At 71.4% G+C, this 26,677-nt stretch carries 25 protein-coding genes and 3 pseudogenes; 8 read left to right on the forward strand and 20 right to left on the reverse strand.

Going from position 1 to position 26,677, the window contains the following annotated elements; genetic code table 11:
• Window positions 1-168: 168 nt before the first annotated feature.
• Together AB0P03_RS19635 and AB0P03_RS19640 are read left to right on the forward strand one after the other, a co-directional pair.
• On the forward strand, window positions 169-1,017 hold the full coding sequence (locus tag AB0P03_RS19635; RefSeq protein ID WP_363629906.1) for a HEAT repeat domain-containing protein: 849 nt from the start codon (window positions 169-171) through the stop codon (window positions 1,015-1,017).
• A 202-nt stretch (window positions 1,018-1,219) separates the two neighbouring features.
• Window positions 1,220-1,720 carry an SRPBCC family protein gene (locus tag AB0P03_RS19640; protein WP_363589736.1) on the forward strand — a complete coding sequence of 167 codons (501 nt, stop codon included), beginning with the start codon at window positions 1,220-1,222 and terminating at the stop codon, window positions 1,718-1,720.
• Window positions 1,721-1,831: 111 nt separating this feature from the next.
• Here AB0P03_RS19640 and AB0P03_RS19645 read toward each other — a convergent pair whose 3' ends face one another.
• Window positions 1,832-2,281: a DoxX family protein gene (locus AB0P03_RS19645; RefSeq protein WP_363629908.1), complete on the reverse strand. Its 450-nt coding sequence runs from the start codon at window positions 2,279-2,281 to the stop codon at window positions 1,832-1,834.
• 473 nt (window positions 2,282-2,754) lie between these two features.
• Between AB0P03_RS19645 and AB0P03_RS19650 the strand changes: the two genes are divergently transcribed.
• Window positions 2,755-4,224 (forward strand): carboxylesterase family protein, encoded by a 1,470-nt coding sequence (locus tag AB0P03_RS19650; protein WP_363629910.1) that lies wholly within the window; start codon window positions 2,755-2,757, stop codon window positions 4,222-4,224.
• 314 nt (window positions 4,225-4,538) lie between these two features.
• On the opposite strand, the gene AB0P03_RS19655 is transcribed toward AB0P03_RS19650, so the two are convergent.
• The 5 genes and pseudogenes from AB0P03_RS19655 to AB0P03_RS19675 form a co-directional block, all read right to left on the reverse strand.
• A complete protein-coding gene (locus AB0P03_RS19655) occupies window positions 4,539-5,033 on the reverse strand; it encodes a cupin domain-containing protein (RefSeq protein ID WP_363629912.1) in 495 nt (164 codons plus the stop codon).
• 566 nt (window positions 5,034-5,599) lie between these two features.
• Window positions 5,600-5,749, reverse strand: a pseudogene (locus AB0P03_RS19660) (LysR family transcriptional regulator); the annotation flags it as partial.
• Window positions 5,750-5,893: 144 nt separating this feature from the next.
• Window positions 5,894-6,457, reverse strand: a complete 564-nt coding sequence (locus AB0P03_RS19665) for an NADPH-dependent FMN reductase (RefSeq protein WP_363629914.1) — start codon at window positions 6,455-6,457, stop codon at window positions 5,894-5,896.
• A 174-nt stretch (window positions 6,458-6,631) separates the two neighbouring features.
• Window positions 6,632-7,051: a nuclear transport factor 2 family protein gene (locus AB0P03_RS19670; protein WP_363583291.1), complete on the reverse strand. Its 420-nt coding sequence runs from the start codon at window positions 7,049-7,051 to the stop codon at window positions 6,632-6,634.
• A gap of 175 nt (window positions 7,052-7,226) precedes the next feature.
• A complete protein-coding gene (locus AB0P03_RS19675; RefSeq protein WP_363583293.1) occupies window positions 7,227-7,727 on the reverse strand; it encodes a MarR family transcriptional regulator in 501 nt (166 codons plus the stop codon).
• Window positions 7,728-8,063: 336 nt separating this feature from the next.
• On the opposite strand from AB0P03_RS19675, the gene AB0P03_RS19680 reads away from it, so the two are divergent.
• Window positions 8,064-9,347, forward strand: coding sequence for an NAD(P)/FAD-dependent oxidoreductase (locus AB0P03_RS19680; RefSeq protein WP_363629916.1), 1,284 nt, complete (start codon window positions 8,064-8,066; stop codon window positions 9,345-9,347).
• A gap of 85 nt (window positions 9,348-9,432) precedes the next feature.
• Here the strand turns inward: AB0P03_RS19680 and AB0P03_RS19685 are convergent, their stop codons facing one another.
• The 3 genes from AB0P03_RS19685 to AB0P03_RS19695 all read right to left on the reverse strand — a co-directional run bounded on the left by AB0P03_RS19685 (window position 9,433) and on the right by AB0P03_RS19695 (window position 12,321).
• On the reverse strand, window positions 9,433-9,651 hold the full coding sequence (locus tag AB0P03_RS19685) for a hypothetical protein (RefSeq protein ID WP_363629918.1): 219 nt from the start codon (window positions 9,649-9,651) through the stop codon (window positions 9,433-9,435).
• A 67-nt stretch (window positions 9,652-9,718) separates the two neighbouring features.
• On the reverse strand, window positions 9,719-11,092 hold the full coding sequence (locus tag AB0P03_RS19690; protein ID WP_363629920.1) for an NUDIX domain-containing protein: 1,374 nt from the start codon (window positions 11,090-11,092) through the stop codon (window positions 9,719-9,721).
• Between the two features lie 488 nt (window positions 11,093-11,580).
• On the reverse strand, window positions 11,581-12,321 hold the full coding sequence (locus AB0P03_RS19695; protein WP_363629922.1) for a hypothetical protein: 741 nt from the start codon (window positions 12,319-12,321) through the stop codon (window positions 11,581-11,583).
• Window positions 12,322-12,646: 325 nt separating this feature from the next.
• Here AB0P03_RS19695 and AB0P03_RS19700 point away from each other — a divergent pair, with 325 nt between their 5' ends.
• On the forward strand, window positions 12,647-12,952 hold the full coding sequence (locus AB0P03_RS19700; RefSeq protein WP_363583303.1) for a hypothetical protein: 306 nt from the start codon (window positions 12,647-12,649) through the stop codon (window positions 12,950-12,952).
• A 37-nt stretch (window positions 12,953-12,989) separates the two neighbouring features.
• On the opposite strand, the gene AB0P03_RS19705 is transcribed toward AB0P03_RS19700, so the two are convergent.
• Both AB0P03_RS19705 and AB0P03_RS19710 read right to left on the reverse strand, forming a co-directional pair.
• Window positions 12,990-13,430: a hypothetical protein gene (locus AB0P03_RS19705; protein WP_363629924.1), complete on the reverse strand. Its 441-nt coding sequence runs from the start codon at window positions 13,428-13,430 to the stop codon at window positions 12,990-12,992.
• Window positions 13,431-13,593: 163 nt separating this feature from the next.
• Window positions 13,594-14,181 (reverse strand): helix-turn-helix domain-containing protein, encoded by a 588-nt coding sequence (locus AB0P03_RS19710; protein WP_363629926.1) that lies wholly within the window; start codon window positions 14,179-14,181, stop codon window positions 13,594-13,596.
• A gap of 79 nt (window positions 14,182-14,260) precedes the next feature.
• Here AB0P03_RS19710 and AB0P03_RS19715 point away from each other — a divergent pair, with 79 nt between their 5' ends.
• A complete protein-coding gene (locus AB0P03_RS19715) occupies window positions 14,261-15,154 on the forward strand; it encodes an NADP-dependent oxidoreductase (RefSeq protein WP_363583522.1) in 894 nt (297 codons plus the stop codon).
• 47 nt (window positions 15,155-15,201) lie between these two features.
• Here the strand turns inward: AB0P03_RS19715 and AB0P03_RS19720 are convergent.
• Window positions 15,202-15,645, reverse strand: a pseudogene (locus AB0P03_RS19720) (amidase family protein); the annotation flags it as partial.
• A 5-nt stretch (window positions 15,646-15,650) separates the two neighbouring features.
• Here AB0P03_RS19720 and AB0P03_RS19725 point away from each other — a divergent pair.
• Window positions 15,651-15,899: pseudogene (locus AB0P03_RS19725) on the forward strand (TetR family transcriptional regulator); the annotation flags it as partial.
• Here the strand turns inward: AB0P03_RS19725 and AB0P03_RS19730 are convergent.
• The 3 genes from AB0P03_RS19730 to AB0P03_RS19740 all read right to left on the reverse strand — a co-directional run bounded on the left by AB0P03_RS19730 (window position 15,889) and on the right by AB0P03_RS19740 (window position 18,632).
• Window positions 15,889-16,269 carry a CBS domain-containing protein gene (locus tag AB0P03_RS19730; RefSeq protein WP_363583313.1) on the reverse strand — a complete coding sequence of 127 codons (381 nt, stop codon included), beginning with the start codon at window positions 16,267-16,269 and terminating at the stop codon, window positions 15,889-15,891. The pseudogene AB0P03_RS19725 and the gene AB0P03_RS19730 sit on opposite strands and share 11 nt — an antisense overlap.
• 222 nt (window positions 16,270-16,491) lie before the next feature.
• Window positions 16,492-18,057 (reverse strand): DEAD/DEAH box helicase, encoded by a 1,566-nt coding sequence (locus tag AB0P03_RS19735; RefSeq protein ID WP_363629928.1) that lies wholly within the window; start codon window positions 18,055-18,057, stop codon window positions 16,492-16,494.
• Between the two features lie 371 nt (window positions 18,058-18,428).
• The gene (locus tag AB0P03_RS19740) at window positions 18,429-18,632 is read right to left on the reverse strand and encodes a cold-shock protein (protein ID WP_030918248.1); all 204 of its coding nucleotides are present in this window, start codon (window positions 18,630-18,632) and stop codon (window positions 18,429-18,431) included.
• 513 nt (window positions 18,633-19,145) lie between these two features.
• Between AB0P03_RS19740 and AB0P03_RS19745 the strand changes: the two genes are divergently transcribed.
• Window positions 19,146-21,200 (forward strand): transglycosylase domain-containing protein, encoded by a 2,055-nt coding sequence (locus AB0P03_RS19745; protein ID WP_363629930.1) that lies wholly within the window; start codon window positions 19,146-19,148, stop codon window positions 21,198-21,200.
• Window positions 21,201-21,475: 275 nt separating this feature from the next.
• On the opposite strand, the gene AB0P03_RS19750 is transcribed toward AB0P03_RS19745, so the two are convergent.
• From AB0P03_RS19750 to AB0P03_RS19770, 5 genes are all read right to left on the reverse strand, one after another.
• Window positions 21,476-22,375 carry an LLM class F420-dependent oxidoreductase gene (locus AB0P03_RS19750; protein WP_363629932.1) on the reverse strand — a complete coding sequence of 300 codons (900 nt, stop codon included), beginning with the start codon at window positions 22,373-22,375 and terminating at the stop codon, window positions 21,476-21,478.
• Between the two features lie 177 nt (window positions 22,376-22,552).
• Window positions 22,553-23,368 (reverse strand): ABC transporter permease, encoded by an 816-nt coding sequence (locus AB0P03_RS19755; RefSeq protein ID WP_363629934.1) that lies wholly within the window; start codon window positions 23,366-23,368, stop codon window positions 22,553-22,555.
• Between the two features lie 13 nt (window positions 23,369-23,381).
• Entirely contained in the window at window positions 23,382-24,236 is an 855-nt protein-coding gene (locus AB0P03_RS19760; protein WP_363630080.1) for an ABC transporter permease, read from the reverse strand.
• Between the two features lie 62 nt (window positions 24,237-24,298).
• Window positions 24,299-25,567, reverse strand: a complete 1,269-nt coding sequence (locus tag AB0P03_RS19765; protein ID WP_363629936.1) for an ABC transporter substrate-binding protein — start codon at window positions 25,565-25,567, stop codon at window positions 24,299-24,301.
• A gap of 31 nt (window positions 25,568-25,598) precedes the next feature.
• A complete protein-coding gene (locus tag AB0P03_RS19770) occupies window positions 25,599-26,636 on the reverse strand; it encodes an ABC transporter ATP-binding protein (protein WP_363629938.1) in 1,038 nt (345 codons plus the stop codon).
• Window positions 26,637-26,677: the final 41 nt, after the last annotated feature.

The following is a 26,677-nucleotide window of genomic DNA, read 5'->3' on the forward strand; positions in this document are numbered from 1 at the left end:
CGATGGTACTGCAGGGGGGACCCTGTGGGAGAGTAGGACGCCGCCGAACAATCATTCACAGAGAACCCCCATCCGGGAAACCGGATGGGGGTTCTCTGCATTTCCGGGGCATTGGGTCCCCCCAGCCTGCCGCATCCGCTGCCGGGGCGGTCCGGCAGGATGGCCGCCATGCCCACGACGCCGGAGTACACCCAGCTGTCGCTCGCCCAGCGGCTGACCGAACACGCCCGCACGGCCTGGCCGCAACTGACGGACCTGCACATCCGCCATCGCGGGCAGTTCGCCTACGTGGAAGGCGAACTGCCCGACGGCGAACGGGTCAAGCTGATGCGCCTGCGCTACAGCGGTACCGCCAGCCGATGGGGCTTCGCCCTCTACTACGCCGGCAGCGACCGCTACGAAGACTCCCTGCTACCCACCGGCGGCTTCGCCGGCACCCCCGAGGACGCCCTCGACTGCGCCTGCCAGCTCCACCTCGCCGCCCCCGCTACGAGTGTGGCGAGCCGAAGCGAACCGATCGACTGGCAGGCACTGGCCCACAGTATCGGCGCTGGTCCGGAATCCAGCGGTGACCGCATCGCTCGGCGGGCCATCGCCTTTCTGCTGGGTGATGAGGCGATTCGTGGGGCGGTGGATTGGTACGTCGAAGGTCTCCCGGCCTCCGAGCACGCGCGTTCGGTCTTGTGGCTGCTGCAGCCCGACGCTGCTCGATCTCGCTGCCTGGAGATCTATCGCACCGACCCGGATCCGGAACGTCGGCACCTCGCGGTCGAGTTGCTGCGCGTCGTCGCCACGGCTGATGACCTCCCGTTGGTCGGTGAGTTCCTCGTTGACGCTGATCCGGCCATCCAGATCTGGGGTATCGGCGTCCTCGACCAGCTTCTGTTCCGCGGCCAGGTCGACGCCGACGACGCGGAGCCCTTTCTGCAGGCCGCGGAGCATCACCCGAACCCCCAGGTCCGCGAAAAGCACACCTACCTTCGCGATTTCCTGGCATCCCAGGGGTGTCGCGACTGAATACTGGCGCAGTCCTGGCAGGTTCTCCTGATGATCGGCGGTGTGCCGGTCGAGCCTCACCAGCAGATCGTCCGCATCCGGCACGCATCTCACCGGCCGCAGGGTCAACCCCCGAAGGACTTGGAGCGTCGACGCTGGAGCTGGCCGGAATGCCCGGACCGCCGCGCTCGCCGATCTGAAGAGAGCACTGGAGCAGCCACCCATGGACAACAACGCCTTCGTCTACACGACGTACATCAACACCACACCTGAGCGGCTCTGGCAGGCGCTCACCGACCCCGCCTTCACCGAGCGCTACTGGGGCGTGCGCTTTGAGACCGACTGGGTCGAGGGCTCACCTGTCGTCTGGGCCGAGCGCGGCGCACGGACCGTCGACCCGGAGCAGGTCGTACTCGTCCACGAGCCGTACCGGCGGCTCTCCTACACCTGGCACACCTTCACTCCGCAGTGGGCCCAGACGGCCGGTGCCGGCGAGGAACTGCGCGCCGAACTGGCCGCGGAACGCCGGTCGAAGGTCACTTTCGAGCTGGTGCCGCACGGCAACCAGGTGAAGCTGACCGTCACCCACGACGACTTCGGCCCCGGAGGGACCCTGCGCTCGATGTGCAGCCAGGGCTGGCCTGCCATCCTCTCCAGCCTCAAGACACTGCTGGAGACGGGCGAAGCCCTGCCCAGCGCCGGGCAGCCGGTCCACGAAGGCTGACCGCCGACGGACTCGGCCGCACCACCGCGCACGCAGCGCAGCCGTTCGGATGGGCGTCGCGGTTCGGACGGGCGTCACGGCGACGCCCATCCGAACCGGCCGCTGCACTGGTCAGCGTCGGCGGCCGAGCAGTTCGGCGGTCTCGGCGCGCCGGTTCCAGGCGATGACGGCCAGCGGCACCATGAAGATGAACGGGGTCCCGGCGTTCTCGCCGTGCATCGCGGTGAGCTGGGTGACGAACGCGAACACCAGGAAGACGATCAGCGCCGTGGCTGCCGGCCCGGCCAGCCGGCGGACCAGCAGCCCGACCGCTCCGGCCAGTTCCACCAGCCCGGTCAGGTACATGAACCAGTGGCCCACACCCATGGCGTCGAAGACGGTCGTGGCGGCGGGGACTGCGAGCAGCTTGGGCAGCGCGCTGGCCACGGCGAAGAAGAGCGCCAGCAGGATCCGCAGCGTCCAGACCACCCGGACCACGGCCTTGCCGGACTTCGTGGCGACGGCGGTAGCGGCGGTGGGGTTGGTAGCGGCGGTAGCAGTGGCGGTGGCGGTGCTGGACATCTCAGGTCTCCCCGGTCGGCTGTCGTTGCTTTCCCAGGTATGACCGCCGCCACCGCCCGAACTCATCGGTCCCGGGAGAAAAAGTTTTCCGACAACCTGGCCCCAGCCCCAGCCCCAGCCCCAGCCCCAGCGCCGACAGCTCGCCGACGGCCTGCCGTCCGCGGACCAGCCCTTCGGCTGCTGCGGTGCGCGGGTGCTGGTGCCCGGTGGTGGTCACCGGTGAGGACGAGCAGCGGCCGACCGATCGTCGGTCGGGGTGCGGGCGGACACAGGACGGTACTCGTGGTCGATCTCGACTGGACGGACAGGACGCCGCTGGACGCCCGGGGTGCGCGGCTGGGAGCGGCCGGGGAGCACCCCGGTCTCGCGGACGGCGCCTACGTGCGGCGGAGAGCCGAACCGTCACATCTTCCCGTCTCATGGCGATTGCGATAGACCGGAGCCGTCCCACGTCTGCAAGGAAGGCGACACCGATGACCCTGATCGAGAGCCCCGTCGTGACCATCGAGTCGGGCAGCGTCCGAGGCACCGTCGAGGACGGCGTCGCCGCGTTCCGCGGCATCCCCTACGCTGCTTCGCCCGTGGGCGAGCGGCGCTTCGCCGCCCCCGTGCCGCACCCCGCCTGGTCGGGCGTCCGGGACGCCGACCGCCCGGGCCCGTCCGTCCCGCAGAACCCCTCCCGGCTCGAAGCCGTCATGGGGCCACGCACCCCCGACTGGGACGAGGACGGTTGCCTCACGCTGAACGTGTGGACCCCTCGTCCGCCTGCGGACGGGTCCGCCCCGGGTGCCCTGCCCGTCCTGGTGTGGTTCCACGGCGGCGGGTTCACCAGCGGGTCCGGCGGCTGGGACTGGTACGACGGCCGGCACCTGGCCGCCGCCGGCCGGGCCGTCGTCGTCACCGCCAACTACCGCCTCGGCCCGCTCGGCTACCTCTACCTGCCGGACCTCGGCATCGAGAACCTCGGCGTGCAGGACCAGGCCGCCGTCCTCGCCTGGGTGCGGCGCAACATCGCGGCCTTCGGCGGCGACCCCGGCAGCCTCACCGTCGGCGGCCAGTCCGCCGGGGCGTTCTCCGCCCTCTACCTCGCCGTCTCCCCGACCACCGGCCCGCTCGTCAACCGGGTCATCGCCCAGAGCGGTCCCTTCGGGCTCGCCCCGCAGGACCCCGAGGAGGCGAGCGACCACGCCCGGCGCTTCCTCGACATCCTCGGCATCCTCGGCCCGGGCGGCACCCGGGACCGGGGTGCCGCGCTGCGCGCCGTCCCGGCCGACCGGCTCCTGGCCGCCTACCAGCGGCTCTCCCGGGAGGCCGCCCGCCCGGGCAACGTCGCCCCGCCCATGTACCCCGTCCTCGGCGCCTCCGGGATCCCCGCGACGTGGCAGCAGGCGCTGGTCGACGGACGCCTCGACGGCAAAGGCCTGCTGACCGGCACCACCAGGAACGAGATGGCATCCTTCTTCGCCCTCGCCCCCCGCATCCGGGAGATCACCGCCGACCGGGCCCGCTCGATCGCGGCCGGCCAGGCCGACGGCGGCGACGAGCGGTATGACCGCATCGCGGCCCGGCGGCCGAACGCGACCCCGGCCGACATCCTCACCGAGTTCGAGACCGGGCTCGTCTTCCGTGACGACACCCTCGCCATCGCCGACCGCCACGCTGCGGCCGGAAACCCGACCTACGTCTACCGGTTCGACCACGTCCCGGTGCCCGACCCCGCAGGCCTGGGCGCCGCGCACTGCGTCGAACTCCCCTTCTTCTTCGACACCTTCGACGCCTACCCCGACAGCCCCATGCTCGGCGAGGCCACCGCCGCCGTCCGCTCGCTCGGTGGCACCTTCTCCCGCGCGATCGCCGCCTTCGTCGCCACCGGCCGTCCCGCCGCGGACCAGTGGCACCCCTACGAACCCGCCGATCCGGAGACCGTCCGGCACTTCGGCTGACACCGGCCGCGCCCGCGCCGAGGGTGGGAAACAGCCGCAGGCCGCAGGCCCTACCGCCCGGGCCCCGGCGCCGGCTGCGTTCTGTTGGACAAGGTGACGTGTCGAGTGCGGAGTGGCGAGGCGTTTGAACCGCGCATGCTCGGTCCAGGACCTTCCTGTCCCAGCCGGACCGACGCGGGCACCGTGCAGGCCCCCATCGGCGTGGTCACCGCGGCCACGCAGTAGCGGACTCCGAGCCCCAGGCGGCTGACCACCCCGGCCAGTACGTGATCGCCCGAGTCGTCGTTCCAGCCGACCCCGGCCGGACGAGCCGGTCAGGCCAGGAAGTGGTCGTGCCGGCGGTAGAGTTCCGCCCATTCCGCCTCGCTCATCGGGCGCTTTTCGGCCGCGATCTCCGAGATTTCCTCGAAGAACGATTCGCGTGGCACGCCCGGCACGAAGAGCATCAGCATCGAGGCCGGCTCGTTGGACTCGTTGCGGAAGCCGTGCACAGCGCCCTCCGGCACGTGCAGGAAGTCACCCGCCTCGGCGTCGATCCATCGTTCACCGTCGTACAGGCGCATGATCCCGGACAGGACGAAGAAGGACTCGGACATGGTCCGGTGGAAATGTGGAGCAGGGCCTGTCGGCCGGGGCCCCATGTCCAATCGGTACAGGCCGAACGTCTTGTTCGCGGAGGGCGTGTCGACCAGGTAGTGGACTCTTGTGCCCCCCGCGCCGATCAACACGTCCGGCGTGGTGGCGCCGGAACGGAGCGTCGCCGTATTCTCGCCCGATTCACCCCAGTAGTGAGCCATTGGGTAGGACATGGCGGATTTCCCCTTCGAGGTGTTCGCGTGACTGGTCGGTGGTGGTCCGTCCCCTCGGTGACGAAAACGACGTGGGCCCGGCCGACTGCCGACGTTGACGGGCAGGGCGGCGGCGCTCGGCCCGGGGCGCCGAGCACGTCCGAAGCGCCCTGCGGGGCGGGCCCTGGCGGCTCCACCGGCTCTTCGCACCCCAAGATCGCCCAGGCGTCCGCAGCCCCGGCGGCCCGATGAGGGCCATGGATCCACGGTGCGCCGAGGCGGCCGTCGGCGCACCCGCAGCGGCCTGGCCCCGGCGCGACGCTGCCTGCGGAGGGTCGGCGACGAGCTACGAGTTCCGGGGGCGAACGGTGGCCGAGGCGGCTGGTCGGGGTGGTCGTCGACCTGGCTGCCCTGCCGGCGGACAGTCCCGGCGGCGGGCTCTTCGCCGCGGACGGGCCGTCGTCGCGGCGGTCACCCACGGCTCCGGGCTCTTCACCGCAGATGGGCCGTCGCCGTGGTGGTCACCCACGGCTCCGGGCTCTTCACCGCAGATGGGCCGTCGCCGTGGTGGTCACCCACGGCTCCGGGTCGGCGCCGTCGACCCGTTCGATCGAGGCGATCTGCCGGGACACCGCCGACTGGGTGTACCCCGGCGACTCCGCTGCCGCCGTGAAGGTCCCCTGCTCGGCCGCCGTGCGGAACACCCGCAGCGCCGTCAGTGACACATCGGTGACCAGGGCCTCGGCCGGGTCCTCACCGAGGGGCCGGCAGCCCGCATGGGAGCGGATGACCTGGTCCTGCTCCCCGGCCGCAACCGGCAACGCGTCACCGCCGCGCCGCCGCGCCGCCGCGCCGCCGCGTCGTCGTCCTCGCGGGTCGGCTCAGGAGCGCAGCGTCTTCATGGCGGCCGACCAGGCCTCCAGCTGTTCGAACAGCCTGGTGGCCGAGGCGTCATGGTGCTCGCCGGGTTTGAAGAGGGAGAGCTGTTCGAAGTCGGAGAACAGCGAGAAGGAAAGCTGTTGGTTGACATGGGCGAGTTGGAGCGCGCTCGCGATGCTGCGCAGGTGCTCGACGGCGCGGACGCCGCCGGCGGTGCCGTAGGAGACGAAAGCGGCGGCCTTGTTGTTCCACTCCGCGTAGGCGAAGTCGAGGGCGTTCTTCAGCACGCCGGGGATCGAGTGGTTGTACTCCGGGGTGACGAAGACGTAGCCGTCGAACTCGGCGACCTTGGCGGCCCACGCCCTGGTGTGCTCGCCTTGGTACTGGCCCATGGACGGCGGCAGCGGCTCGTCCATGAAGGGCAGGGGCCAGTCGGCGAGGTCGACGGGCTCGTACTCGACGCCGGCGCGGGCTCCCGCGCGGTCGATGACCCAGTCGGCGACCGCTTTGCCGTTGCGGCCGGGGCGCGTGCTGCCGAGGATCACGGCGATCTTGAGGGTGCTCACGGTGGGCGCTCCTTCCGTGTCAGTCCTGCTGGGCAGGCTGGCGGTGGTGCGGCGGGCTCCGTCGGGCGCGGCCAGGTGCAGGTACAGGTGCAGGTACAGGTGCCGACGTTCCCGCTTGAGCCTCCATGTCGGATTCTAGACCCGACGACTTGAAGGCTCAAGCGGTGGTGGAACTCAGGCCAGGCCGAGCTGGGTGGCGATGACGGAACCTTCCGCGTAGCAGTCGAAGCGCTTGATCTTTCCGCCGACCAGCTCGAACACGTCGCAGCACGGGGCGTCCATGCGCCTGCCGGTAGGCGGGACGGTGCCGGACGGCAGCTCCAGCGGGCCGAGGTGGGTGCCTTGCAAGCGTAGTTGCACGATCACCACGTCGCCGGTGACGTAGAACCGTTCGAGTTCCCGGTGCATGTCGGGGAACGCCCGCGCGTAGGTCTCGACCGTCTTGCCCAGCTGGTCCGCGCCGCGGTAGGTGAACGGGACCGACATGTCGGTGAAGGTTCCGTCCTCGGTGAACGCCGCGATCCAGCCGGCGACGTCCTGCTCCTCGGCGACCCGGTAGGCGTTGCGAATGATCTTCTCGTTCTCCAGCGACATCTCAGCTCCCTGATCCGTGCCGCGCGGAGGTGGCGCGGCGGCGCCGGGATCGACGCCCTCGTGTATTTACTTTAACCTTCAAGTCAATCTGCCGAAAGGTCGCGGCGCTTCGCTGTTGTGGTGGGTCGAGAGGCCCTGTGGCCGCAGCTGTGACTTGAGTGATCAAGCCCTGGACTCAGCGCGCAGGCGAGTCGATGCGCTGGAGGATGCGTTCCGCGTCCTGCCCGAGCCTGCGCAGGCGCTCGCCGGACAGGTTGTCCACGACGAGGCGGCGGACCTGGGCGACATGTCCGGGGGCGGCCGCCTCCAGTTTGCCCATGCCGGCAGGCAGGAGGATGGCGTTGGTGAACCGTCCGTCGGCCGGATCCGGCTCCCGCCGGACGTAGCCGCGGCTCTCCAGCCGCTTCACCATGTGCGACAGGCGCGACAGCGACGTACTGGTGTGCTCGGCCAGGACACTCATGCGCAAGGTCCGCTCGGGCGCCTCGGACAGCATGGCGAGGGTCATGTACTCGACCATGCTCAGCTCGGCGTCGCGCTGGAGCTGGGCGTCGACCGCCCAGGGGAGCCGGGTGATCAGGCGGACCACCGACATCCAGGAGGCCAGCTCGGTCGGCGTGAGCCACAGGTCCGCATGCTCGTCCGGCGCCTCGGGCGTTCCCTCCTGGTTCGTCATCTTGTGAGCGTATCACTTGAACAGTCATGCCAATCGGGCCGTGCCGGACGGCACCTTCCCGCGCGTCGTCGGTCGGCGACCACGCCTTGCCGGGCCGGCCGGCGGAGCACGACCTGGGCCAAGCCCCTTCAGCTGATGAGCCCCGGCCTCCGGGCCGGTTCTCGTCGAGGAGGCTGGTCGGTTCCGCCGACGGCTCACTGCTACTGTGGCTCCAGATTCAACGGAATGCGCGAAAAATCGCTCCTGAATGGTGTTTCTGAGCGGCGCCCTCGCGGTGTTTGTTCCCTTCGCGGAACCCCAGTGCTTCCTTCGTGACCACAACGAAGGCAGAAGACTGTGCACCAGCACCGTGTCATCATCGCCGGCGCCGGACTCGGCGGCCTCACCCTCGCCCACGGGCTGCGCGCCCGCGGCTTCGACGTCGCCGTGTACGAGCGGGACCTCCACCCGGACGCGAGGCCGCAGGGCTACCGCGTCCAGCTCGACGAACCCGGGCTCGCGGGCCTGGAACGCTGCCTGCCGGAGCACCTCTTCCGGCTGGGCCTGGCGACCGCGGCCTCGCCGCCCGCCCGGGTCTCCGTCCGTGACCGCCACCTGGGCACGCTCGCGGACCGGCCCACCGCGCCCGACCCCGATCCCGCCGACGGCACCGCTCGCCCGTACCGCTCGTACGCGTTCAACCGGCCGACGCTGCGTCAGATCCTGCTCTCCGGCCTGGCGGACACCGTGCGCTACGGCGCGGAACTGCTGAGCTGGGAGAGGGAGCAGGACGGAACGGTCACCGTGCGGTTCGCCGACGGCCGCAGCGCGAGCGCCGACCTCCTGGTCGGCGCGGACGGGGTCGGATCGGCGGTACGCCGACAGCTGCTGCCGCACGCCCGGGTCGAGGACGCCGGACTGCGGCTGATCTACGGCAGGATCCCGCTGGACGCGCCGGAAACCGGGGTTGGAGAGGCGGGAGAGGCCGGAGAGTCGGAGACGGGCGCAGCGGCCGCCGGGGCCGCGGCCGCACTGCCGCCGTGGGTGTTCGACAGCATCTTCACCGTGGTGACCGGCGGGCTGGGAAGTCCGCACGTCGGCTTCGGGCCCGTGCGGTTCGCCCGCCCTCCCGGTGTCGCGGGCCCGGCACACACGCCGCCCGTCCCCCTCACCCCCGTCGGCGACTACGTCGCCTGCCTGGTGGGAGCGCCGGCGGACCACCCCGCCATGCCCTCGTTCGAAGCGCTGCGCGGTCTCGACGGCCCCGCCCTGCGCGAGCTGGCCGGACGCCTGGTGGGCGACGACTGGCACCCCGATGTGCACCGCCTCCTGGACCGCTGGGAGACCGACTCGCTGTTCCCGCTGCGCATCTCCACGGCGAGCCCCGTACCGCCGTGGGAGCCGGGCCCCGTCACCCTGCTCGGGGACGCGATCCACGCCATGAGCCCGGTGCTGGCGATGGGCGCGAACACCGCGATCCGCGACGCCGCCGAGCTGACGCGGACCCTGGCCGGGGCCGCGGCCTCCGGCGTGCCGCTCGTGGACGGCGTACGTGCCTACGAGCTCCGGATGCGGGAGTACGCCTTCTCCGTCGTGGCCGCCTCCCGGCGAACCGGCCGGCAGCGGGTCGGCCAGAGGTAGACGTTCGGGGCGGGGGTGGGGCCTGGTACTGGACTGCGGTCCACCCGTGGTGACGGATCGTCAGGAGCATCGGCTGCCGAGCCGGTCACCCGGGTGGTCGCCGGGGCAGGTCGAGGCGGACGAGGTGCCGGTCGGTGCCGCCGTCGGGCCGGTGCACGGTGCGGTAGGCGTATGGGACGGGGCTGGCGGGGAAGGTGACGATGCCTTCCTCCACGACGGGCCGCTGGTCGGCGATGGCCCGCAGCCGGGCATCGGTGTCGGCCGGCAGCTTCGGCTCGGGCGGGCGGCGGTGGCGGCCGGCCATCCTCAGCCGGTCGGTTCCGACGGGGCCGGGCGGCCCGACCGGCTGGTTTCGCTGCGCCAGGGCTGGTTCACGAGGTCCTCCTCGCGGGCCGGTCGGCGCTTTCGGCCAGCAGGGGCAGGTAGTGCTGGAGGTAGGGCGGGACCTTGAGGTCGAGCACCTCGGCCAGGGGGACCATGCGGACGGCCAGGCCCTCGTCGCCGAGCCGGAGGTCCGTCTCCGGGCCGTCCCAGGCGGCGTGCAGGACGCGGGTGAGCGGGGAGACCAGTTCGTGGTGCGGGCCGGGCAGGATCCGGAGCCCCGTGATCTCGATGCCGGCTTCCTCGCGGACCTCGCGTGCCGCGTTCTCCTGCGGGGTCTCGTCGCCCTCGCGCCAGCCGCCGATGGGGGTCCAGTAGCCCGGCCAGGCGATGCCCGGCTTGTCGTCGCGGTGGTGCATCAGCAGGCGGCCGTGCCGGTCGGTGACGAGGACCATGATTCCTTCGAACTCGTCCTCCGGGGAAGGGCGTTCCAGGTACAGCGGGGTGCCGCAGCGGTGGGCGCGCAGTACCTGGAGGAGTCGCTGGTAGCGGTCCGGTGGCATCAGGGCGTCCCAGTCGTGGGCGGTCTCGAAGCGCCACTCGGTGTGCTCGGCCGGGTCGAGCCGGATGCGGGCCTGCTGCTCCCGGGTCAGGACGCCGCCGTCGAAGACGTATCCGCACACCGGCACCGGGTACTCCGTGCCGACCTGCTCGTGGACGACCGCGACCAGGCGCCGCCGGGCGATCACCTCGGGGTTCTCCGCGGCGAGGTCGAGGCCGAGTTCCTCCTGGGCCTCGCGCAGTGCCGTGTCGAACGGGGTCTCGCCGTGTTCGACGTTGCCGCCGGGGAGGTTCCACACGGTCGGGTTGATGGTCGAGCGCATCCCGAGGACGCGGCCGTCCGGGTCGGTGACCAGGAAGCACCCGTAGACCGTGGGCCGCGCGATGGTGGTGAGGTAGCCGCCGACCGGTCGCCAGCCCGGGATCGCCAGGCGACGGGTGAGCCACCTGATCACCTCGCGCTCTCCGTCGCCGGTCTGCGGCAGCTGGTCGGGACGGGCCCATTGCTGGTCGTCGTGCTCGGCCGACAGCGTGACCGGGGTGCCGTCGGGCACGACGGTGGTGAACACGAACTGCCGTACCCGCCGGCCGTTCCGGTCGGTGAGGTCCAGGCTCCGCGCGTACTCCAGCGGCAGCCCGGCGAGCCCGGTCTGCTCGGCCAGTTCCCGGGCCGCGCCCGCCTCGATCCCCTCGCCGTCCTCCCGGCCGCCGCCCGGGTACTCCCACGGGCCGGGAAGGGGGTCGTGCGCGGCCCGGCGGATCAGCAGGATCCGGCCGGAGGCGTCGCGGAGCACCACGCCGACGCCGATCCGCTCGATGCCCTCGTGGGCGGCCAGTGCGGTCAGCACCTCGAAATCGATCACTGCGCGGACTCCTCGTTCACTCGGGCCGACGGGGCTGTTGAGCGGGGGCGACGGGACGCTCCTCCTGCCGACGCGCCGGGGCAGTTCAAACCGGCCTCAGGGAAGCTGAGTTGGGGTGGCCTTGTGGTCGGCAGGGGACAGATGATGGTGCTGTTCGAACGCGGGGTTCAAGCAGGTCATCTCCGGGCGCGCCCGGGTCGAACGGGGAGTTTTCGAGCACCGCGCCGCCGCGGCGGGTACGCCCTCCGGCCGGTCGCGAACGGCGGTCGGCAGGGCGGCGGAGCCCAGCGCACGGGCGGCCAGAGCCTGTTCGAGTGCGGTCGTCAGGCAGGCTGCGAGCCTGCTGCTGACGCCGGCGTGGGCGGCGGGGCCGCGCGGGGAGCGGCCGCCTCCGGCTTCACTCGTTCGGCTGGCCGGGCGGTCCAGGAGGTTTCCGCCGGCGGCCCGCCGGCGGGTTCCTGGGCATTCATAGCACGACCTTGTCATGTTCACATGTTGGCGCTGATCTCACCGCCGGTGCTGAGCACCATGTACACGCCGTTGGCGACGGCTCCGGCGTCCTGCTGGTTCGCCTCCAGCGTGCCGTTCACCGCGCCGTCGTTGCCGAGGATCTGCGCGCGGTAGTGGAGTTCGCCGATCTTCGTGACCTTGGCCGTCCAGCCGCCCGCGAGCTTGAACGTGCCCGGCCCCTGGTGTCCGCCGCCCATCCAGGAGTGGGCCGTGCCGTCCATCGAGAGCACGATGAACATGTCGTTGAAGTCGACCCCGGCGTCGGAGTCGTGCGTCTCCAGCGTGCCGTATTCCGTACCGTTGTTGACGATCTTGGCGACGTAGTTCTGGTTGCCGGTCGCGCGGATCTCGGCCGTGCTGCCGTCCACCAGCTTCTGGGTGCGGACCGGGGACGTCCCCTTGGGCGGGGCGGCCGGCGGCGTGGTGGTGTGGCGCGCGGTGGGCGTGGCAGCCGGTGGGGCGGTGCCGGGCGCGGGGGGCGCGGCCGGCGTGCTGGCCGGCGCGGTGGCGTCGGGAGTGGTGGGAGCGCTGGGCGCAGCGGCCGGTGGGGTGGTGCCCTGCGCGCTGGGCGTGGTGGGCGTGGCGGCCGGCGCGGCGGTCTGGTTCGCGGGGGACGGGCTGGAGCAAGCTGTCGCGGTGGACACCAGCAGGGCGGCCGCCAGGGCGGAACCGGCCAGCGTGCGGACGGCGGACGAGCGGCGGTTCGTTAAGGTCGACATGCGGTGCTCCTGAGCGAAGTACGGGTGAGGAACAGCGAGTTGCCTGTGGCCCCTCCTGCGGGGGCCAGGAGCAACGTGGCTGCGTACAGGAACGAAGTTAGTGCGAGCAGTCGACGAAACAGACCCTGCTATGTCACCAGACTGCTACGCCCTCCCCGCACCCTCATCTGCACCGCAGGCCCTCACCTGCACTGCAGGTCGGCGCGCCACCGAACCGAAGCGGAAGGGTCCGGTTTCGGCCAGTTGTGCTGTTCATGTATACACGCATTCACATCTTCGGAATGCTGGCCGCACATGCTGTCGGATCTACGGCAAGGAGAAGGTCATGCGTCGAATCGCAGCCATCGGCACCGGGGCGGCACTGCTCATGGGAGCGGGGCTGATCGCCGCGCCGTCAGCCTCGGCGATCTCCTACTGCGTCACCAACCAGGGCCAGAACTGGGGCTCCGTCAACTGCCAGACCAGCGCCCCGAAGAACCACTGGCAACTCGTCCTGATCTGTGAAAGCGACAGCGTCAAGGGCATCCGGCAGACGGTCAACGGCCGCTGGCACACCGGCGACGGCTCTGACATCCTGTACTGTCCCACGGGCTACAGTGCCGCCCTCGCCAACGTCAACAGCGACAACTGACTGGTGGGGGTGTGTACATGAGTGGCTTCCCGGGCGATCAGCGATCGCGGGCCGGGGCGTCACGCAATCCCTCCTCGAAGGCCGAGTGCGGGTACTGGTCGGTGCCGAATCCGGGCATTTCGAGCTTCTTGAGCTGCCCGCCGACGACGTGGGACACCAGCGGCACGGGCAGGGCGTCCGGCCAGAGGCCGGTCCGCTTGCCCTCGGAGAGGACGCGGCGGAACGCGCCGGTGGATCCCCGCAGGCTGCGGCCGTTCGCCTTGAGCTCCTCTGCGGCACACTCGCCTTCGCCTTCGACGACCTGAAGCAGGATCTGCTGCGCCCGGGGCGGCAGGCGGTCGTAGTACGAGCGGGCCCGCTCCGGTGTCCAGCGGTCATCGGGCAGCGCCGTCACGACGGCGTCCGGCATGGTGGCGAAGGCGAGCAGCTTCTCCAGCGCCTCGGGGGTCGGATTCTCCACGGTGATCGTGATCCTCATGGTTCGACACCCTTGCAGCCCCGGATCCTGAACACAAATAACCGCCGTAGATGTGTTGCAGACAAGAAGGCCCCTCCGAAGGCCCCTCCGAAGGCCCCTCCGAAGGCCCCTTCGAGTTGTCGAAGGGGCCTTCAGCGCGGTTGTGGGGCTGCTCCGCGACGTTTCACGCGCGTCGAGCAGGGCCGGTGACCTCCCAGGCCGCCTCGATCATCCGGAAGATCTCGTCCACCGCGGCCTCCGGATCGGCCGCCTCGCGGGCCAGCGTGTAGGCGTCGATCGCGAACCTCGCGATCGCCCGGCAGGCCGTCGTGGTCTGCGGCAGGCCGAGGTCGGTGGCGATGGCCGTGGCCAGCGAGTCCGCGTGGCGCAGCCTCATCGACTCCTCGTACTCCCGCAGGGCGGGTGATTCCTCGATCATGCGCCAGATCGGGGCGGCGGCGTCCGCCGTGCAATGGCGCACCAGGGCGTGGATCTCGTGGCGCAGCGCGGGGACGAGCGGCTCGTGCGGCGCCCGGGTGGTGGCCGCCCGGGTGAGGCGTTGCTCGAAGTCGTCGTCCCGCTCGAACACCAGGGCCTCTTTCGAGGCGAAGTGGGAGAAGAGCGTGGTGACGGCCACGTCGGCTTCGGCGGCCACGTCCCGGATTCCCACCGCGTCGTACCCGCGTTCCAGGAAGAGCCGCAGGGCGGTGTCGGCGATCTTCTGGCGGGTCGCGGCCTTCTTGCGTTCGCGGCGTCCGGGCGGCACGGTCATGCCCTCACGCTAGCAGATACGAAGGTGGAACAGTTACTAAACGCTAACCGTTAGTGCTACGGTCGGCCGCATGAAGAACATGAAGAAGGTGAGCTTCGCCGAGTTCGGCGGGCCGGACGTTCTGCAGCTCGTCGACGCCGAGCGGCCCCACCCGGGCCCCGGTCAGATCCGCATCGCCGTACGGGCGGCGGGCGTCAACCCCGTCGACTGGAGGATCCGCGAAGGCCAGTTCCTCCAGGCCCATCCGATCGAGTTGCCCTCCGGCGTCGGGCAGGACGCCTCGGGGGTGGTGGACGAGGTCGGCGAGGGCGTCGAGGGGATCGAGGCCGGCGACCACGTGTTCGGCGAGGGCTTGAGCACCTACGCCGAGTTCGCCGTGCTGTCGGCCTGGGCCCGGATGCCCGAAGGGCTGACGTTCGAAGAGGCGGCCGGCTATCCCTCCGTGGTGGAGACCGCGCTGCGCATCATCCGTCAGGTCGGCGTGCGGCCCGGGCAGACGCTGCTGGCCAGTGGCGCGTCCGGCGGAGTCGGCTCGGCGGTGCTGCAGATCGCCCGCGACCGCGGCATCACGGTGATCGGCACGGCCGGGGCCGCGAACCAGGACTACCTGCGCAGCCTGGGTGCCGCCGCCACGACGTACGGCGAGGGCTGGGTCGAGCGGGTGCGGCAACTCGGCCAGGTCGACGCGGCGCTCGACCTGGCCGGTTCGGGCGTGATCCGCGAACTCGTCGAGCTGACGGGGGATCCGCAGAAGGTGATCTCCATCGCCGATCTCTCGGCGCCGCAGTTCGGCGTCCGGTTCTCCGGCGTGGCCGGGAGCATGCCGGAGGCGCTCGCCGAGGCCGTCGACCTCATCGCGCGGGGCAGGCTCCACATCCCGGTCGAGAAGTCGTACACGCTCGCCGAGGCCGCGGCGGCGCACATCGACAGCCACGCCGGCCACACGCGGGGGCGCCGGGTCGTGCTCGTCTGAGCCGATTTCCGCGCAGTCGTACGACCCGGTTCCCCCAGAGGCGTTCGTCAGCGGCCCGGGGCGTTCCCCGCCCACACGGAGGGCGTGCGGCGTGACCACGGGCTCGCTTGTTCGAGTTGTCCGGCGAGGCGGAAGAGGCGGCCTTCGCGGCCGTACCCGGCGGCGATCTGCATGCCGATCGGCAGTCCCGTCTCGGTGTCGGCCGTCAGCGGTACGGACATGGCGGGCGTGCCCGCCACGTTGAACGCCGCGGTGAACGGCGAGCGGTCGAGGAGGCGGTCGATCCAGCCGACCATGGCGGTGAGATTCGCCGCCATCAGACGGGCGTTGGCCAGGACGAACTCCTCCCAGCCGCCCCCGAGGTCGACCTCGGCCTCCTCCACCTGGTGTCCGAGGGATTCGAGCAGGCGCACGGTTCGGGAGAGGGCGTCGGCCACCGGTGCGGTGGTCCGGCGTCCTCCCCACGCCTGGGTGAGGACGCCGATCCGCAGCGAGCATCAAGTCCATCGCCGAACTGCCCGACCGCTCCGACCCGGCACGGCAGGTGATCGAGGAGCACAAGGCCCGCCAGCTGCGCAGGCTGGTCGCCATGTGCGCCGAGGCCCGGCTGCCCGACCCGGCGCAGACCGCGGCCGAGATCACCTTCGTGCTCGAAGGGGCGCAGGTCTGCGCGCAGAACGGAAGTGTCGACCAGGCGGGGGAGCGCCTGATGAGGATCGTCGAGGGGATCGTGTCTAGAGGCTGAGCAGGCCGATGACGCGGCCGTCGTGGTCCACCACCGGCCACGCGTCCAGGCCGCGGGAGCGCATGGCGGCGGCCGCCGCGGTGGCGGGCATGTCGGTGGTGGCGAAGGGGGCGCGGTCGAGGACGATGTCGCGCACCGGGGTGCGCTCGGTGTACCAGGACCGGGCCTGGAACGGCGCGAGGTGCAGGCGGGTCAGCAGCCCGGCGCAGCGGCCGTCGTCGTCGCGGACGAGCAGGTGGTCGGTGCCGGAGCTCTGCAGGATGTCCATCGCGGTGTCGACCATGACATCGTCGCTGATCTGCAGTTCCGGGCCTTTCATGAGGTCGCCGACCGTGGTGGTGCTTGCGGGGTGGTCGAGGGCGATGGTCATGGGCGGACTCCTTCGTGTCGCTTCCGCCGGGGTCGGCGGTGATCGGGGCACTGGCGGAGGGGCGAGTGGGGGCTGGCGGCGTGCGTCGGAGCGGACCGCAGGGCCGGTTCCGGCTTCCGGGGTCGGCGGTCGCGGGAACCGGCGTGCCTCGGAGGGCCTGGGAGGGCCTGGGAGGGCCGCGCGGGCCCGGTGCGCACCGGGCGTCGGGCCCGCGTCGGGGTGCTACGCGGCGAGGGCGACGCGCCTGGGCGCCCGGCGGCGGCCGGAGGAGCCCTGGTTGTCGCGGCCGGAGGCCGCGCGGGTGTCGCCGCCGGTGGAGGCGGGGCGTCCGCGGCGGCCGCGGTTCGCGGCCGCGCTGCGGCGCGGACGCTCGACGACGGGGTCGGCGATGACGACGGGTACACCGGTGGGGACGCGGGCGCCGGTGATGAGGGTCAGGTCCTCGTCGCCGGCGAGGACCCTGGTGGTGACGGGGGTGATGCCGGCGGTGGTCATCATGCGGGCCATCTGGCGGCGCTGGCTGGGCAGGACGAGGGTGACGACGGTGCCGGACTCGCCGGCCCGGGCGGTGCGGCCGCCCCGGTGGAGGTAGTCCTTGTGGTCGCTCGGCGGGTCCAGGTTGACGACCAGGTCGAGGCCGTCGACGTGGATGCCCCGGGCGGCGACGTTGGTGGCGATCAGCGCGGTGACCTGGCCGGTGCGGAACTGCTCCAGGGTGCGGTTGCGCTGGGGCTGGGACTTGCCGCCGTGCAGGGCCGCGGCCTTGACCCCGTTGGCGAGCAGGTCCTCGACCAGCGCGTCGGCACGGTCCCGGGTGTCGGTGAACATGATCACCCCGCCGTCGCGGGAGGCGATGTGGGCGATCGTGGTGTTCTTGTCGTGGTTCTGCACGTGCAGCACGTGGTGCTCCATGGTGCTGACCGCCGCCGCGGACGGGTCCACCGAGTGGGTGACCGGGTCGTTCAGGAACTGCCGCACGAGGCGGTCGACGTTGCGGTCCAGGGTGGCGGAGAACAGCATGGTCTGGCCGCCTTCGGCGACCTGTTCGAGGAGCTCGGTGACCTGGGGCAGGAAGCCCATGTCGGCCATCTGGTCGGCCTCGTCGAGGACGGTGACGCCGACCCCGTCCAGCTGGCAGTCGCCGCGCTGGATCAGGTCCTTGAGCCGGCCGGGGGTGGCCACCACGACCTCCGCCCCGCGGTTCAGCACCTGCGCCTGGCGGCCGATCGACATCCCGCCCACCACGGTCGCCATCCGCAGCCGCACCGAGTGCGCGTAGGGGGTGAGCGCTTCGGTGACCTGCTGCGCGAGCTCGCGGGTCGGGACCAGCACCAGGGCCAGCGGGCGGCGGGGTTCGGCCCGCTGCCCGGCGGTGCGGGCCAGGACGGCGAGACCGAAGGCGATGGTCTTGCCGGAGCCGGTGCGGCCCCGGCCGAGGACGTCGCGGCCGGCCAGCGAGTTCGGCAGCGTCGCGGCCTGGATGGGGAACGGCGAGGTGACGCCCTGGCGGGTCAGCGTCTTCAACAGGGCCGCGGGCATGTCCAGTTCGTCGAAGGACTCGACGGCCGGCAGCGCCGGGGTGGTGCTCACCGGCATCGCGAACTCGCCCTGCGGGGAGGAGTCCTGGCGGCGGCCCCGATCGGAGGGGCGCCGGCCGCCGGCCGGACGGGAGCCGTAGAAGGAGCTGCCGCCGGAGCGGGAGCCGGAACCGGAGCCGGAACCGGAGCGGGAGCCGGAGGCGGAGCGGGAGTTGGCGTTCTGGTACGAGGAGCGACTGGAGCGGTTCACGTGGAAACCTTCCTCAGGGCGGCGCGTCACGAGGAAGGCCCCGTGGCGCGGGGCGCCGACGGAGACCGCAAGGGAACGGGCCGGAAGTGTGACGGGCGGGGCGTGGACGGTAGAACCGTGCGGCACGTCACCTACGGTCGGCGCTCACCGCGGAAGGCGGGAGCGAACGACCTCGAACCGTGAGCTGTCACGGCAGGGCGCCGATCCGGACGCGGCGCTGTGCGTCTCGCGTGGGGATGGCTGCCGGTGGCGGAGCCAGGGGGCCTGAATGGCCGGAATGCGTCGTGACGCAAATGCCGAGGGGGCCCGCACCGGGCAACATGTACGCGGTGCGGGCCCCTCGCTGCTAGGCGGGTGCCGTGGCAGAAAAACTACAGCGGACGAATGTTCTCGGCCTGCGGGCCCTTCTGACCCTGCGTGACGTCGAACTCGACCTTCTGGCCCTCGAGCAGCTCACGGAAGCCGTTGGCGTTGATGTTCGAGTAGTGGGCGAAGACGTCCGGGCCGCCACCCTCCTGCTCGATGAAGCCGAAGCCCTTTTCCGCGTTGAACCACTTCACAGTGCCATTAGCCATAAAAAAATCTCCTTCAAGGGGCTGTCCGAAGCCCGCACCATGCAGGCTCCGAGTCGCCGCGATGAGCACCCACCCGGGGAAGAGCCGGGAAACAAAAATGCGCCTGCGAAACATCAGCAGGCGCACACAAAGTTCATGGGAACCACTACTGCAACTAAAACGACTCTAGCAGGCTCCGGCCCGCCATGGGCGAATATTTCACCCCGGGTTTCGCGGGAGCCTCCCCCCGGGGGCCGCCGGCTTCGGAAAGACCGCCCTTGCGCTCTCGGGCGCATACGGCAGGAAGTGTCAATTCTGCCGTCTGAATGACGGGCTACGGGGAGTTCGCTCAAGCCGCACGGGGTGTTCCGAGACTTCGCACCTCCGGGTCCAGGTGATCAAGGCGCGGCCGGGTCTGCCGGCGGCGCCGGGAGCACGGGGGCGGTGGCGCGGCAGGTTGTCACGCGGCTGTGACACGGCGGGGCCCACGTCCCAAGGAGTTCCTCATGACGCGCCCGTAGGGTCGCGCACGACATGGCGGAGAAGCGGGAGGCGATGGAGATGCGGAAACTGGGGCACGGAACGCGGCTGATCGGGGTGAGCGTGATCGCCGGGATCGTGGCGGCGGGCATAGCCCTGCCCGCGGTGGCGGCCGTTGGGCTCGGCGCCCAGTCGGCGGCCGACGACTTCCAGAGCCTGCCCGACGACTTCAAGACCCCGGCGCTCTCACAGGCCTCGACGATCCTCGACGCGCAGGGCGGCACGATCGCCACCGTGTACGACCGCGACCGCACCGTCGTCCCGGCGGACCAGATGTCCCCGCTGGTGAAGACCGCACTCGTCGACATCGAGGACAACCGCTTCTACGAGCACGGCGCGATCGACCTCAAGGGCGTGCTGCGCGCCCTGGACAAGAACGCCACCTCCGGCGGCACCGCGCAGGGCGCGTCCACCCTGACCCAGCAGTACGTGAAGAACGTCTTCGTCGACGAGGCGGGCGACGACCCGCAGAAGGTGGCCGAGGCACAGCGCCAGACGATCGGCCGCAAGATCCAGGAACTGAAGTACGCGATCAAGGTCGAGGAGACCCTGAGCAAGGACCAGATCCTCACCAACTACCTGAACATCACCTTCTTCGGGGAGAAGGCCTACGGCATCGAGTCGGCAGCGCGGCGCTACTTCGGCGTGCACGCCAAGGACCTCACCCTGCCGCAGGCCGCGCTGCTCGCCGGCCTGGTGCAGTCGCCCACCGGCTACGACCCGACGGTCAACCCGACCGCGGCGAAGGACCGGCGCGACACCGTGCTGCGCAAGATGGCCGAGTACGGGCACATCACCAAGGAGCAGGCCCAGCAGGCCATCGCGACCCCGCTCGGGCTCAACGTCCAGGCGCCGCAGCAGGGCTGCATCCTGGCCAAGCAGGGCGAGGGCTTCTTCTGCGACTACGTGCGCCAGACGGTGCTCACCGATCCGGCCTTCGGCAAGTCGGCGGCCGAACGGCAGGCGGTGTGGAAGCGCGGCGGCCTCCAGATCCACACCACGCTCGACCCCAAGGCCCAGGCCTCGCTCTACGCCTCCGTCACCGCCCACGTGAACGCCGGCGACCAGGCCGCGACCGCGATGAGCATCGTCGAGCCGGGCACCGGCAAGATCCTCGCGATGGGCCAGAGCCGCCCGTACGGCGTCGACGGCAAGCAGCACCAGACCCAGATCAACTACAACGTCGGCAAGGCCATGGGCGGCGGGCTCGGCTTCCCGACCGGCTCGACGTTCAAACCGATCGTCGCCGCGGCGGCCCTGGAGAACGGCATCTCGCCGAGCCAGAGCTACACCACCGACTACAGCATCCCGTGGCCGGCGATGACGGACTGCTCCGGCGGCCGGTTCCCCTCGGCCGGGCAGGTGCACAACGACAGCCAGAGCCTCACCGGCCAGTTCGACATGAAGACGGCCATGGCACAGTCGGTCAACACCTACTTCGCCAAGCTGGAGGGCGACGCCGGGCTCTGCAACGTCGCCCGGATGACCAACGAGCTCGGCATCACCCAGCAGGCGGGCGGTGAGAAGCTCCAGGTCGTCCCGTCGATGACGCTCGGCAGCAACGACCTGACCCCGCTGGAGATGGCCGGCGTCTACGCGGCCTTCGCCGCCCACGGCACCTACTGCGCGCCGACCGCCATCGCCTCGGTGACCGGCCCCGACGGCAAGCAGCTCGCGGTGCCGCAGGCGAACTGCTCCGCCGTGATGTCGAACACGACCGCCGACACCGTCACCGCCATGCTCAAGGGCGTCGTCGAGGACGGCACCGGCCAGACCGCCGGCCTCAGCAGCCGCGACAGCGCCGGCAAGACCGGGACCACCGACGCGAGCCGCCAGGTCTGGTTCGTCGGCTACACCCCCGAGATGGCCGGGGCCACCGTCGTCAGCGACACCGACAACCCCAAGCCCCTGGACGGCCAGCGCATCGGCGGCACCGTCGTGGGCCAGGCCTTCGGCGGCACCCTGGCCGGCCCGATCTGGCGCGACGCCATGAACGGCGCCCTCGCCGACACCCCGGCCGGCACCTTCACCCCGGTGCAGCTGCCGTAGCGTGCTCGTTCTGAGCGGGGCCGCGCCGCCGGAATCCGGCGCGGCCCCGGCACCCGGCGGCGACCCCCACGGCCGCCTCCCGGCGGGTGGCCGCGCGCCCGCGTGGCGGCGTCGCCCGCCCGCAGGGGCCGAACGGGTCGTAGCGGCACCGGTCCAGCTTCCGGATGCCGTTCTGTCGCCCGTGCCCCGTCGATGGCGCCGGAATCCGTGAGCTCAGGCCCGGGGCTCGCCGGAATCCGTGAGCTCAGGCCCGGGGCTCGCCGGAATCCGTGAGCTCAGGCCCGGAGCGGCAGCCTCTGGGCGATCCGGGCCAGGTGGTCGAGGTGCTCGCCGCCGTGGTACCCGGCGTGCATGGGGTCGACGACCAGGTGTGTGGCGCCCGCCTCCGCCCACCTCCGGGCCCGCTCCTCGATCCCTTCGAGGCCGTACCGGAGTTCGACCGCGCCCTCCACTCCGATGTCGTCGGCCCGGCGACCGGCTCGCTCGGCGGCGGTGGCGATCGCCTCGATCTTCTGGGGGACGTCCGGCTTGAACTCGCCTCCGTGGTACCAGCCGTCGGCCATCCGTCCGATGCGGTCCAACACGATGTCGCTCCACCCGCCCATCCAGATCGGGATCGGTTGCTGGAGCGGCCGCGGTTCGAGGCCCACACCGACGACGCGGTCGAAGTCGCCTTCGAAGTCGACGATCTGACGGGTCCACAGGGCCCGGAGAAGCGACACCTGTTCCTCGATCCGCCGTCCGCGCGTCCGGAAGTCGGCGCCCATCGCCTCGTACTCGACCGGGTTCCAGCCCACGCCGATCCCGAGCCGCAGCCGGCCGCCGCTGAGGATGTCGGCCTGTGCGGCCTGCTTGGCGACGAGCGCCGTCTGCCGCTGTGGGCAGACCAGGACGCCGGTGGAGAAGCCGAGGTCCGGGCAGAGGGCCGAGAGATGGGCGATGGTGGTGAGCGGCTCGTGGAACGCGGTGTTGATCGAGTAGGCCGCCGCCGTCCGTTGCGCGCCGCCCGGGAACCGGGCGCCGTAGTCGGGCCGCGAGTCCGGGTCCACCCCCACCACGTGGTCGTTCACCACGAGGTAGGAGAAGCCGGTCCCGGCCGCTTGCAGGGCCCAATCGCGGATGACCGCACGATCCGAACCGATCTCCTGCGAGGGGAACCTGATGCCAGTCAGCATGGTCACTCCTGAGCGCTTCGTCTCGAAGACGTGCACGCTGCCGCGGAAGCGCGAACAGCGCCGTGACACGGTGAACAGGGCCGGTGGCCGTCGGGGGAGGGCCTCCGACACCCGCAGGCAGCCTGCGTAATCCAGGATACGACGATGTCAACGGCGCCTCTCCTCGGCGGCGCCGACTCAGAGGCCGCGCCCCTCCAGCGGCTCGCCGGACAGGCGCTGCGCCAGGTAGACCGGCACGACCGCCAGGACGATCAGCACCGAGGCCACGACGTCCACCACCGGGCCCTGGTTGGGCCGGGCCAGATTCTCGAAGATCCACAGCGGCAGCGTCCGGGTGCCGGGGCCCGCGGTGAAGGTGGTCACCACGATCTCGTCGAAGGAGAGCGCGAAGGCCAGCAGCGCCCCGGCGAGCAGCGCGCTGCGCACGGCCGGCAGCGTGACGTACCAGAAGGTCTGGAAGGTGTCCGCCCCGAGGTCCGCCGACGCCTCCTCGACCGACGGCGCGATGCGCCGCAGCCGCGCCGACACGTTGTTGAACACCACCACGATGCAGAAGGTGGCGTGCCCGACGACCACGGTGAACAGGCCGAAGCCCACCCCGAGCGGGGTCAGCACGGTGCGGAACGCGGCGTTGAGCGCGATGCCGGTGACGATGCCGGGCAGGGCGATCGGCAGGATCAGCAGGAAGGAGACCGACTGCCGGCCGAAGAACCGGTACCGGGTCGCGGCGAAGGCCGCCATGGTGCCCAGCACCAGCGCCACACCGGTCGCGCCGAGCCCGGCCTTCAGCGACGTGGCCAGCGCCTCGCGCAGCCCGGTCTCCTGCCAGGCGGCCGTCCACCAGCGGGTGCTGAAGCCGGACGGCGGCCAGGCGAAGGAGCGCGAGGCGTTGAAGGAGTTCACCAGGACCAGCAGCAGCGGGGCGTAGATGACGGCGAACCCCAGGGCCGTCGCCGTCCGGAGCAGGATCCGGGCACCGCGGGAGAGTTGCATCAGGGCCTCGGCCTCACAGACTGTCCAGCGCGCCGGTGCGGCGCACGGCGAGCAGGTAGCCCACGATCAGCAGCACCGGGACGCAGGACACCGCGGCCGCCAGGGGCAGGTTCAGCGTCACGTTGGACGCGATGACGTTGCCGAGCATGGACGTGGTGCCGCCGACGATCTGCACCGTCAGGTAGTCGCCCAGGCTCAGCGAGAAGGTGAAGACCGACCCGGCGATGAGCGCCGGCCTGGCCAGCGGCAGTACCACCGTGCGCAGGGTCCGCCAGGGGCCGGCGCCGAGGTCCGCCGCCGCGGCGAGCAGGCTGTCGGGCAGCTGCCCGAACGCGGTGCACAGCGGCAGCACCATGTAGGGCAGCCACAGGTACGCGAGCACCATGACCACCGCCGGAACGCCGAAACCGGGGGAGTGCCCGCCGAAGGGGGCGGCGACCCAGTCCAGGGCACCGCCGTGGCTGAGCATCACCCACCAGGCGTAGGCCTTGACCAGGTAGCCGGCCCACAGCGGCGTCAGCACCGCCACCAGCAGCAGGCGCCGGCTCCCTGGCCGGGCCACCCGGGCGATGAAGAAGGCCATCGGGAGGGCGGCCACCGCGTCGATCACCGTCACCGACACCGCGATGCCCAGCGTGCGCACGGCGACCGTCCGGTACTGCGGATCGGTCAGCAGCGACCGGAAGTTGTCGACGGTCCAGCGCTGTTCGACGGCGGAGGTGAACGCGTTGGTGCTCCAGAACGCGGACAGCAGGAGGACCGCCAGCGAGCCGAGGTACGCCAGCACCAGCCAGGTCATCGGCGCCGCCAGCAGCGCCGCGAGCCGCAGACCGGGGCGCCGGTCCAGCAGCCCGGCCAACCGGCGCATCGGGGTGCGGGTCGGAGTGCGCGCGTCGGTGTGCGCCGGGGTGCGTGCCGCGGCGGGGGCGCTCACGAGCTCTTGATCCCGTTCCAGGCGGTGACCCACTGGGCGTACGCGGTGCAGTCGTCGCGGCCGCTGCCGTCGGCGCACTGCGCGGTGGGCGTCGTCCAGTAGTAGACGTCCTTCCACCAGTTCTCGTCGGTGGCGTGGTAGTCGGCGCAGAAGCCCGGGTTGTCGGTGATCTGCGCGCAGGCCTTCGAGTTGGCCGGGGCCTCGCCGAAGTACTCGGCGACCTGCGCGTTGGCCGACGGCGAGACGATGTAGTCCATCCACGCGTAGGCGCAGTTGGGGTGCTGGGCGTGCGACGAGACCATCCAGGTGTCGGACCAGCCGGTGGAACCCTCGACGGGCAGGATCGCCTGCGTCCTCACCCTGCCCTCGGCGGCGACCGCCCGCTGGATCACCTCCCAGGTGGTGCCGATCAGGGCGTCGCCGGAGTCGAACGCCGCCTGCTCCTTGGTGTAGTCGCTCCAGTAGGAACCGACCTGCTTCTTCTGGACCTTGAGCAGCGCCACCGCGGCGTCCAGTTGGGAGGAGGTGAGGGCGTAGGGGTTCCTGATGCCGAGCTCGGGCTTGGTCCTCATCAGGTACAGCGCGGCATCGGCGATGTAGATCGGGCTGTCGTACGCGGTGAGGTGCCCGGCGTAGGGCGAGTCCGGGGTGAAGACCGCACCCCAGGAGGTCGGCGCGGGGGTGACCTTGTCGGTGTTGTACATCAGCAGGTTGGCGCCGCGCCCGTGCGGGATTCCGTACGGCACGTCCTTGACCGAGTTCCACGGGCGGTTCTTCAACCCGGGATAGACATCGGCGTAGTTGGGGACGAGCGCGGTATTGACCGGCGCGACGTCGCCACCCGCGATCAGGCGCAGCGTCGCGTCGCCGGAAGCCGAGACGGTGTCGTACTGGCCGGTCTTCATCAGCGCGACCATCTCGTCCGAGGTGCCCGCCACCTTCAGGTTCACCTTGCAGCCGGTCTGCCGGGTGAACGGGGTGACCCAGTCGACGGCCTTGTTGTCCTGCCCGTACTCGACGTAGCCGGCCCAGGCGACGATGTTGACGGTGCCCTCGCCGGGGCCGAGGGACTTCTGCGCGGGGATGTCCGGTGCGGTGAACCCGCTGCCCGTGCCGCCGCCGCCACCGGAGTTCGACGCGCACGCTGCGGTCAGCAGCAGGGCGGCCGCGGCCGCCAGGGCGCTCAGGGGGCGGCGGCGGACGGGGCGGCGGCGGACGGGGCGGCGAAGCAGGGTCCGGCGGCGTAGGGGGCGTGTGGTGCTCATGAACTCGATCGCTTTCGTCAAGGGTTGTTCGTCAAGGGTTGATACGGACGGTGTGCTGTCGCCGCCAGGCCAGGAGGACGCTCGCCCCCCGGCGGCGGGAGACATCGGCACCGGAGGCGTCGGTACCGGAGGCGTCGAGACCGGAGCCGTCGAGGTTCTGCCGGACGGCCACCAGCCGCCCGCCCGCCGCCAGGTCGACCAGGAAGCGGGTCTGCGCGCCGGCGTAGACGACCTCGCCGATCGTCCCGGTGACGCCGTACTCGTCGGGCCCCGTCAGGTCGTCCGGACGGGCGATGCGGATCTTCTCGGGGCGCACCGAGTACGTCCCGGGCCGGCCGAAGACCTGCTCGGCGCAGGCGCCCCGGAGCAGGTTCGAGGTGCCGACGAAGCCCGCCACGAACGCGGTGGCCGGTCGCTCGTACACCTCGGCGGGAGTGCCGACCTGCTCGATCCGGCCGGCGTTGAGGACCGCGATCCGGTCGCTCATCGTGAGCGCCTCGTCCTGGTCGTGGGTGACGAGGACGAAGGTGATCCCGGCCTCGCGTTGGATCTGCTGGAGTTCGAGCTGCATCTCCAGCCGGAGCTTCAGGTCGAGGGCGCCGAGCGGCTCGTCGAGCAGCAGTACGGACGGGCGGTTGACCAGCGCCCGGGCCAGCGCGACCCGCTGGCGCTGCCCGCCGGACAGTTCGGCGGGGCGCCGGTCACCGAAGGAGGGCAACTGCACGCTCGCCAGCGCCTCGGCCACCCGTGCGGCCCGCTCCGCCCGCGGCACCCGCTTGACCTTCAGCCCGTACTCGACGTTCTGCCACACCGACAGATGCGGAAAGAGGGCGTAATCCTGGAACACCGTGTTGACGTCGCGGTCGAACGCGGGCAATCCGGTGACGTCGACCCCGCCCAGCAGCACCCGGCCGGCGCTCGGCGCCTCGAAGCCCGCGATCATGCGCAGTACCGTGGTCTTGCCCGACCCGGACGGCCCGAGCATCGAGAAGAACTCGCCCGGCCTGACCTCCAGATCGATCCCGTCCACGGCGCTGACCACGCCGAACACCTTGCTGACCCCGGACAACGCGACCGCACCGGGCGCGACCGGACGGCCGGCCGAGCGGC

The sequence above is a fragment of the Kitasatospora sp. NPDC088779 genome (genome assembly GCF_040685395.1).
Classification (GTDB): Bacteria; Actinomycetota; Actinomycetes; order Streptomycetales; family Streptomycetaceae; genus Kitasatospora.